Annotated in this window: 8 protein-coding genes; 4 read left to right on the top strand and 4 right to left on the bottom strand. The window is 48.5% G+C overall.

The window, feature by feature from the left end; genetic code table 11:
- Positions 1–123 precede the first annotated feature (123 nt).
- Positions 124–1,503, top strand: a complete 1,380-nt coding sequence (radA, locus tag CAG65_RS08900; protein WP_161453400.1) for a DNA repair protein RadA — start codon at positions 124–126, stop codon at positions 1,501–1,503.
- Between the two features lie 197 nt (positions 1,504–1,700).
- Positions 1,701–3,788 (top strand): elongation factor G, encoded by a 2,088-nt coding sequence (gene fusA, locus CAG65_RS08895; protein WP_021705950.1) that lies wholly within the window; start codon positions 1,701–1,703, stop codon positions 3,786–3,788.
- 110 nt (positions 3,789–3,898) lie between these two features.
- Here fusA and CAG65_RS08890 read toward each other — a convergent pair whose 3' ends face one another.
- A complete protein-coding gene (locus tag CAG65_RS08890; protein WP_161453399.1) occupies positions 3,899–4,822 on the bottom strand; it encodes a LysR substrate-binding domain-containing protein in 924 nt (307 codons plus the stop codon).
- A gap of 98 nt (positions 4,823–4,920) precedes the next feature.
- Between CAG65_RS08890 and CAG65_RS08885 the strand changes: the two genes are divergently transcribed.
- Entirely contained in the window at positions 4,921–5,130 is a 210-nt protein-coding gene (locus CAG65_RS08885; RefSeq protein ID WP_021705948.1) for a DUF1127 domain-containing protein, read from the top strand.
- Position 5,131: 1 nt separating this feature from the next.
- Here the strand turns inward: CAG65_RS08885 and CAG65_RS08880 are convergent, their stop codons facing one another.
- Positions 5,132–6,037 carry a LysR substrate-binding domain-containing protein gene (locus tag CAG65_RS08880; RefSeq protein ID WP_021705947.1) on the bottom strand — a complete coding sequence of 302 codons (906 nt, stop codon included), beginning with the start codon at positions 6,035–6,037 and terminating at the stop codon, positions 5,132–5,134.
- Between the two features lie 100 nt (positions 6,038–6,137).
- On the opposite strand from CAG65_RS08880, the gene CAG65_RS08875 reads away from it, so the two are divergent.
- Positions 6,138–6,317, top strand: coding sequence for a hypothetical protein (locus CAG65_RS08875; protein WP_161453398.1), 180 nt, complete (start codon positions 6,138–6,140; stop codon positions 6,315–6,317).
- A gap of 95 nt (positions 6,318–6,412) precedes the next feature.
- Here the strand turns inward: CAG65_RS08875 and CAG65_RS08870 are convergent, their stop codons facing one another.
- Entirely contained in the window at positions 6,413–8,098 is a 1,686-nt protein-coding gene (locus CAG65_RS08870; protein WP_161453397.1) for an AMP-binding protein, read from the bottom strand.
- 125 nt (positions 8,099–8,223) lie between these two features.
- Positions 8,224–8,940 (bottom strand): helix-turn-helix domain-containing protein, encoded by a 717-nt coding sequence (locus tag CAG65_RS08865; protein WP_021705944.1) that lies wholly within the window; start codon positions 8,938–8,940, stop codon positions 8,224–8,226.
- Positions 8,941–9,313 lie beyond the last annotated feature (373 nt).

The following is a 9,313-nucleotide window of genomic DNA, read 5'->3' as shown; positions in this document are numbered from 1 at the left end:
TCCTTACTATATGACTCATCGGCCGTGATAATCAGATCTTGAGTCACTTCATAGACTGATTCAATAAGTGTTTTATCATTAAATTCAAAATCACGTCACAGACTTAGATAATTTAGGGGACAAATGGCAAAAGCAAAGCGTGCTTATGTGTGTAATGACTGCGGCGCCGATTTTCCGCGCTGGCAGGGTCAGTGTAACGCCTGTGGTTCATGGAACACCATTTCAGAGGTGCGTCTGGCAGCATCGCCGACTGTGGCGCGCAACGAGCGTTTAGCCGGTTACGCCGGTTCGGCGACGGAAGCTCAGGTTCAGACTCTGGCGGAGATCGATTTGCAGGAGGTGCCTCGTTTTACCAGTAGTTTCAAAGAGCTGGACCGGGTACTGGGCGGTGGCATTGTTCCGGGCGCTGCGATCCTGATCGGGGGTAACCCGGGAGCCGGTAAGTCGACGCTGTTGCTGCAGACCATGTGTCAGCTGTCGGCGCAGATGCCTACGCTGTATGTGACCGGGGAAGAATCATTGCAACAGGTCGCGATGCGGGCTTCACGCCTTGGGTTGCCAAAAGACAACCTGAAAATGTTGTCGGAAACAAACGTTGACCGAATCTGCCAGGTGGCCGAAAAAGAGCAGCCGCGCATCATGGTGATTGACTCCATTCAGGTGATGCACGTCTCTGATGTTCAATCTTCCCCGGGCAGTGTGGCGCAGGTTCGTGAATCTGCCACTGCCCTGACGCGTTACGCTAAGCAAAACAATGTCGCGGTGTTCATCGTCGGTCACGTGACAAAGGACGGCACACTGGCCGGGCCGAAAGTGCTGGAGCACATCATTGACTGCTCTGTGTTGCTCGATGGTGGTACGGATAGCCGTTTTCGCACCTTGCGCAGCCACAAAAACCGTTTTGGGGCGGTGAATGAACTTGGGGTGTTCGCCATGACCGGTCAGGGTCTGCGTGAAGTCAGCAACCCGTCGGCAATCTTCCTGTCGCGGGGCGAAGAAGACACCTCCGGCAGTTCGGTCATGGTGGTCTGGGAAGGGACCCGGCCTTTGCTGGTTGAGATTCAGGCGCTGGTGGATTATTCCCAACTGACGAATCCGCGCCGGGTCGCGGTGGGCCTGGAGCAAAACCGGCTCTCGCTTTTATTAGCGGTGCTGCATAAGCACGGTGGTTTGCAGATGGCGGACCAAGACGTGTTTGTGAACGTGGTTGGTGGCGTCAAGGTCACCGAAACCAGCGCTGATCTGGCGTTGTTGATGGCGCTGTTGTCGAGCTTTCGTGATCGTCCGTTGCCAAAAGACGTGGTCGTATTTGGTGAAGTCGGGTTAGCAGGCGAAATCCGACCAGTACCAAGTGGTCAGGAACGATTGAATGAGGCGTTCAAACACGGCTTTAAAAAGGCGATTGTGCCTGCCGCGAATATGCCCAAAGGTGGCATCGAGGGGATGCAAATCCACGGCGTGAAAAAGTTATCTGAGGCGATTGAAGCGTTTGATGAGCTGTAACTCTGGTATGATTTCCTGTTGCAAATCCGCGTGATGCCAGAAGAGTGGCGACATAAAATCCGATTTTTGACTATGATTTTGGGGTGGTGTTTTCTACCCCAATGTTTTTTTTCGTCCAACGGCACGCAAAGGTATCAGTATTGACAGAATATGATATACTCTGCGCGCACTTTATACCTTATTAACAGAGTAAGACAATGACTGATTTATCAAAATACAGAAACATTGGTATTTTTGCTCACGTAGATGCGGGTAAAACTACCTCTACAGAGCGTATCCTTAAGCTAACTGGTAAGATCCACAAGATCGGTGATACTCACGACGGTTCAACTACTACTGACTTCATGGAGCAGGAAGCTGAACGTGGTATTACAATCCAGTCTGCGGCAACTACTTGTTTCTGGAACGATCACCGTCTAAACATCATCGATACTCCTGGACACGTTGACTTCACAATCGAAGTTTACCGTTCTCTGAAAGTACTTGACGGTGGTATCGGTGTATTCTGTGGTTCTGGTGGTGTTGAGCCTCAGTCAGAAACTAACTGGCGTTACGCTGACGAATCTCACGTATCACGTCTGATTTTCGTTAACAAACTGGACCGTATGGGCGCTGACTTCTACAAAGTTGTAGATCAGGTACAAAACGTTCTAGCGGCAACTCCTCTAGTAATGACTCTGCCTATCGGTATCGAAGAAGATTTCGTTGGTGTTGTTGACGTACTAAGCCAGAAAGCATACGTATGGGATGATTCTGGTCAGCCAGAGAACTACGAAGTTCAAGACATCCCTGCAGACATGGTAGAGAAAGCTGCTGAATACCGTGAAATGCTGATCGAAACTGCTGTTGAGCAAGACGACGACCTGATGATGGCTTACATGGATGGCGAAGAGCCTTCTCTGGAAGACATCAAACGTTGTATCCGTAAAGGTACTCGTGATCTGGCATTCTTCCCAACTTACTGTGGTTCAGCGTACAAGAACAAAGGTATCCAACTTATTCTTGACGCGGTAGTAGATTACCTACCATCGCCAACAGAAGTAGATCCTCAGCCTCTGACTGACCCAGACACAGGTGAAGCGACTGGTGAAGTTGCGACTGTATCTGCAGATGAGCCACTAAAAGCGCTTGCGTTCAAGATCATGGACGACCGTTTCGGTGCTCTGACCTTCATCCGTATCTACTCAGGTAAGATGAAGAAAGGCGATACCATCCTGAACTCTGCAACTGGTAAAACAGAGCGTATCGGCCGTATGGTTGAGATGCACGCTGACCAGCGTAACGAGATCGATGCAGCACAAGCTGGTGACATCATCGCTGTTGTTGGTATGAAGAACGTTCAAACTGGTCACACTCTGTGTGATCCAAAACACGAATGTACTCTGGAACCAATGATCTTCCCAGAACCAGTAATCTCTATCGCAGTTAAGCCTAAAGACAAGGGCGGCAGCGAGAAGATGGGTATCGCGATCGGTAAGATGGTTGCAGAAGATCCATCATTCCAGGTTGAAACTGACGAAGATTCAGGCGAAACCATCCTGAAAGGTATGGGTGAACTTCACTTGGACATCAAGGTAGATATCCTGAAGCGTACTTACGGCGTTGAGCTGGAAGTAGGTGCTCCACAGGTAGCTTACCGTGAAACCATCACTCAGCCTGTTGAAGACAGCTACACGCACAAGAAACAGTCTGGTGGTTCTGGTCAGTTCGGTAAGATCGATTACCGCATCAAACCAGGTGAGCCAAACTCTGGCTTCACGTTCTCTTCATCAGTAGTTGGTGGTAACGTTCCTAAAGAATTCTGGCCTGCAATCGAAAAAGGTTTTGCTGGCATGATGGAAAACGGTGTTCTGGCTGGCTTCCCAACGCTAGACGTTGAAGTTGAGCTGTTCGACGGTGGTTTCCACGCAGTTGACTCATCAGCAATCGCGTTCGAAATCGCAGCGAAAGGCGCATTCCGTCAGTCTATGCCTAAAGCGGGCCCGCAGCTTCTTGAGCCAATCATGAAAGTTGACGTGTTCACTCCAGAAGATCACGTTGGTGACGTAATCGGTGACCTGAACCGTCGTCGTGGTATGATCAAAGACCAACAAGCTGGTACTACTGGCGTACGTATCAAGGGTGATGTACCTCTGTCAGAAATGTTCGGCTACATCGGTACTCTACGTACAATGACTTCTGGTCGTGGTCAGTTCTCTATGGAGTTCTCACACTACGCACCATGTCCGTCAAACGTTGCTGAGCAAGTAATCGCAGAAGTTAAAGAGCGTAACGCTAAGAAGTAATTCTTTGGGTTAAGTTAAGCGATTGACAAAAGCCCCGTAAGTGAAAGCTTACGGGGCTTTTTTATGTCTGTTGTCTTGTGCAGTTCTGCTCAGATGGTGTGGATACCACGTTAGTATTTGGCTTCAATCACCGTCAGATTATACTGAGCTTCACATTGAAATTGTGCCGCTTGCTCCTCAATCCACTCACAGAACAGGGCGATTTTAGGACGCCGGAAATAGCCTGCAGGAGCACACAAATAATATTGGTATTCTGGCCTCAGGGCAATATCACCGATCCGAACCAGTTTGCCTTCCTGAATATAACGAAACGCCAGACTGTGTTTGGTCAGGGCGACCCCCTGAACGGCCAGCGCGCCTTCCAGAACGAACTGTGAGCCATGGTACTGTATGGTCGGTTTGGGTAACTGGCCAATGTTTTTCAGCCAGACGTCCCAATTAATGTCCGGCCAGGTATCTTCAATCAGTTCGGCACGGTGCAGGTCGTCAAGCTGATAGATGTTGTGCTGCTGTTGGTAGAGTGGATGGCACACCGGGTAGAGCACTTCGTCCATGAACAGGCGCGATTCCAGATTCGGATAGTGGCCGCGGCCATAACGAATACAGATGTCGACATTCGAGTCTTGAAAATTGATCAGTTCATTGCGCGGCTCAATCAACATCGCCAACTCTGGATGTTGCTGGCGGAACTGACCAATACGGGGCACCAGCCAATGTTGGGCAAACGATGGCAGGGTTGAAATCGAGAGTTGGTTCGGGTTGGGATCCTGGTTGACCTGACGCACGCCGTCCTGAATGTGATCGAAACCACGCTTAGTCTGCTGATACAAAATGCCGCCTTCCGCGGTGAGTTTGACACGCCGGTGTTGCCTGATGAACAGCTCAACCCCCAACCAATCTTCCAACTGGCGGATCTGCTGACTGACCGCTGCGGCGGTCACAAACAACGCTTCTGCGGCCAGTTTGAAACTACCCAATTCGGCAGCGGTATAGAAGTAATACAACCCTTGCAGAGGAGGCATGCGTTCTTTCACTTAAGTTCTCCTTAACTTAGTGCCAGTGAGTATCGTTTGTCGAAATGGCAGATAACGTTAATTATTAGTCATACAAACGCTGCTTACAAGGAGGCTGTATGAACACAGTTATCACTACACACCAGAGAGAATCCAAAAAAGTAACTGGTACTTTTGTTAAGAATTACTTTTGCCAGTTAAAACGTTGGCATCACAACTACCGTTCGCGTCGTCACTTGAATGAATTGCCGCCTCACCTGTTGGATGATTTGGGACTGAGCCCTGATCAGGTGGCATCTGAAGTGAGTAAGCCCTTCTGGCGCAACTGAATCATCGGCTGAGCTGAGCCACTTCACGGTGCAGCCAGTCGGTAAATGCCTCTATCCGGGCACGGCGGGAGGAGCCGGGATCGTGGAACAGGGTATATCGCACGCCAGGTGACATACCGATGTCAAACGGCTTGACCAGTAAGCCGCGTTCCACGAAATCGCCCGCCAAACTGTCGGTGCCCAGACACACACCGTGTCCTGCCATCACTGCACTGAGCCCCATATCAAAGGTACCGACTTCCATCCATTGAACCTTCTCTTCGCTCATTTCAACTCCGGCTTCGTGAAACCAGTTCTTCCAGGTGAAGTTTTTTGTATCCACTCCGTGGATAAGCCAACATTGCAAAAGCTGCTCGGGGTGTGTTAGTTGCATCGAGTCGGCCAGTTCAGGGGAACAGAACGGATAAACCGCTTCCTCGTACAGCACCTCTTTACATAGATTGGTGCCGAGATCGGTAGTCAGCCCTTGGCGGATTGCCACATCGACTTCGCCGTATTTTATCACCGGGTGTTCCGTCGTGGCGTAAACCCGGATCGGGATCAGTGGGTGCTCCATGGTGAATTTCCAGAGTTTCGGCATCAGCCAACGGGAAGCAAAAGAAGGCGTGGTGTTCACGGTCAGCATGCCTTCCAGCGGCTCGGACTGAATCGCGTTCAGGCCATTCAGAATGTGTTCGAATCCATTACTGACTTGCTGATAGAGAGTGGTCCCTTTGGCGGTCAGACGCATGTCACGCCCCTGACGAACGAATAATTTGCACGCCAGTTCATCTTCGAGTTGACGTATTTTCTGACTGACCGCCGCCTGGCTGATGTGCAGCTCCAGAGCGGCCTTACTGTAACTTTGGTGCCGGGCTGCGGCCTCGAAATAACGCAGCGCGGCTAGGTGCCTGAGTCGATTGTCCATAATCTGTACTTATAGTGATTGTCATGAATGATCGTTCGTTATCTTAGCGGAACCACACCATAATTCGTTGAAAAAGCGGAGAGTAAAGGTAGGAAGCGCAATGAAGATCGCAATTAACTGGCATTTTGAATTGATATGGAGTTTGAACAAGGAAAGCCTGACTTATAAAGAACCTAAGCCATCATCGAATGAGTATGCGTTACTGAATCCGCATCTACAACGTGATACCGGCTTAAATTCTTCACATCAGGCAAGTCGTCACTACAGTGATTTTCTCTAATTGGCGCTGGGGCAGGGCACATTGGTGAAAAGTGAGAAGATGGAACAGATAGAAAGAAAAAAGCTGCCTCATCAGGGCAGCTTTTATGTTGTGCGTTATTCTTCCCACACGACCAGTTGACCTTTCGGCCAGTTCTGACCCATGTCGTGGTACTTCTGCTCCAGAAGGTGGCGTTTGATCTTCAAAGTGGGGGTCAGAATACCGTTTTCGATACTCCACGGCTCTTTGATCATGAGCACCCCTTTGATCTGTTCATGCGATTCCAACTCTGAGTTCATGCGATCGATGACTTTTTTGGTGGTGCGTTCATAACGGGCACGATCAAAGTTAGGAAAATCATGCGGAACCACCAGAAGGATCGGCGCAGGTAGCCCCAGTCCAATCAAACACATCATTTCGACACGACTGTATTCAAACAGCTTTTTCTCAATGGGAACCGGAGAGACAAATTTGCCCTTCGCCGTTTTAAAGGTGTCTTTTTTACGCCCCATGATCGTCAGGTAGCCATCTTGGTCAATCTTGCCGATGTCACCCGTGTGTAGCCAGCCGTTGTCATCAAACGCTTCCTGGGTCGCGATGTCGTTCTTATAGTATCCGGAGAACAGCCCTTTTCCTCGCACCATGATCTCTTCATCGGCGGCAATACGCAGTTCAATACCGGGGCCGGCATTCCCGACGGTACCGATTTTATCGGCGCGGAATGGGTAGTTAAGTGTGCTGTAGGCAAATGATTCCGTCATCCCCCAGGCCTCAGTAATGTTCAGGCCGACGCTGCGATACCATTCCAGCAGCGCGGGTGAAACCGGGGCGGAGCCACAACCGAGGACACGAGCCTGATCCAGGCCCAGACCGTCGGCAAGTTTTTTCTTGATCAGGGTATTGATGAACGGAATTTTGAGCAAAAGATTGAGCTTTCTCTGTGGCAGCTTGTCCTGAATACGTTGCTGAAACAGGGTCCACAAACGAGGCACCGAGATAAACAGGGTTGGGCGCTGCATTTTTACATCTTCAATGAAGGTGTCCAGCGACTCGGGAAAAGCCGTCGGGACACCGCCCATGATTGACGAGCCAAAGATGTAAACACGCTCGGTAATGTGCGCCAGCGGCAGATACGAGAACAGACGATCGTTTTCTTCGATACCGATATGATTGATCAGCTGCTGCGCTGACCAACTGAACGCGCCATAGGTGAGCATGGCCCCTTTGGGTAAGCCGGACGTACCCGAGGTGTACACCAGAGACATCAGTTTATCATCGTAATGTTGTGGACGTTCTGAGCAGGGTTGCGACTGGGCGAGCAACTGTTTGTACTGATGTTGGCACTTAGGCGCTGAGTCATAGGGCAGTGCAATGCTGATGAGATCTGGTATGGCATCGATGACTTGCTGAGTGGCGTCAGCATTGTCCAGTTTGCCGCCGATCAGGGCTTTACTTTCACTGTGAGTGACGCAGTACTCAATGGTGTCAGCCCCTGCCGTAGGGAAGATCGGCACGCTGATGTAATCACCCAGCATCATGGCCAGATCACAAATAAACCACTCGGCACAGTTCTTTGATACCAGGGCGACTTTGTCGCCTGGATGAACGCCCAGTTCTCTGAGGGCGGTCACCAGGCGCAGTGCCTGATCGGCAACCTCTGCATAGGTGTACTCAACAAACTGGCGATTAATGATCTGTTTTAGATAGACTTCATTTGGGCGTTCCTCTGCCCATTTTAAAATCATTTCATTGGGGGGCGGGAGAGCGCAGGTTGTTTTGCTTAACTCGTTAGGCTGAATCATTCTCTAACTCCGTGTTATTGGCAAATTGGTTTAATAATTATTATGTTAAAAGCTTGTTAAGATTAGCATGTTGCCTTTTCTTTGGAAATCAAGATTAACGGGTTAGAGACAAGAGAGTGATCTGGTTAATGTAATTGGCGATACACGCCGGGTGAAACCCCAGTTCGCTTCTTGAAGATGCGAGAAAAGTAAGAGATATCACGATACCCACATTGATAGGCGACAAACGCAATTTTGGCTTTTCTGTCTTCCAACAGGATCTTTTTTGCCAATGAAATCCGCTTTTCAATCAGGTAGTCGCGAAAACTTTGCCCCATTACTTTATGAAACAGTTTGGAAAAGTAGGTCACAGAGTAGTGGCATTTGGCTGCCGCATCCTCCTCTCTGATGGTGGTACTCAGGTTGGAATCAATGAAACGCACGATCCGCATGATCTCATCACTGGGATGGGAGTTTAGTACCGGGGTTTGTTGAGAAACATCCTCTTGCTTGAGCAACCTATGAGTGAGGGTCATTAACCAGTTCTCAAATATGGAGTAATTCAGATCACAGTGATCAAGCACAACTTTCAATTCCAGAAACTCGTGATTGATTTCTCCGTTGTAGATTAACACCAAGTTTTTATTCAAGTTCTGGCAAATTTTTATCGCAGTTAATAATAAATTTTGATTCTGATTAGGATCGTAATAAAAAAAGCAAAATGTAATTGCAGGCTCACTTAAAATAGAAACATCACTACCGCTATCGATAATATTGAAATAACGCTTAATGATCGATGCCTTATCCTGAGGTAGAAAAGTGGTCGATTTTCCCAACCAATGGCCAGATTTTAATTCATCCATTGTCCGACTTCCCTTCATAAAAAATCGTTTAAGCCATCTTTATCTTTAATACCCAGCCAGGTTTTATTTCCATGCTTTCAGACTAGAAGAGAAGCAAAATTGTGCAAGTTAAGTGCAGTAAATAAACCGCCATTAATACGCTAAATCCAAGTGTTTAAGTTGATCTTTGTCCTATTAAATGATGGTTTTATGTATAGATTTGTCATTTGTGTTTCGTTTTTGAGACTTTTTCGATTTGATCTTGGATGAGCAACTGGTTTTTTACTTAGTCACTAAGCCTGATTTTTGTTGCTTTTTTGGTTTGATATTCTGATTTATTGGGTTTTCGTTGGTTTAGATTCCATTATGTGATGTGTTTAATAGTGACTAATTG

The organism is Vibrio sp. V39_P1S14PM300, from assembly GCF_009904765.1.
GTDB classification, from domain to species: domain Bacteria; phylum Pseudomonadota; class Gammaproteobacteria; order Enterobacterales; family Vibrionaceae; genus Vibrio; species Vibrio proteolyticus.
This window is presented reverse-complemented; position numbering and strand designations above follow the sequence as displayed.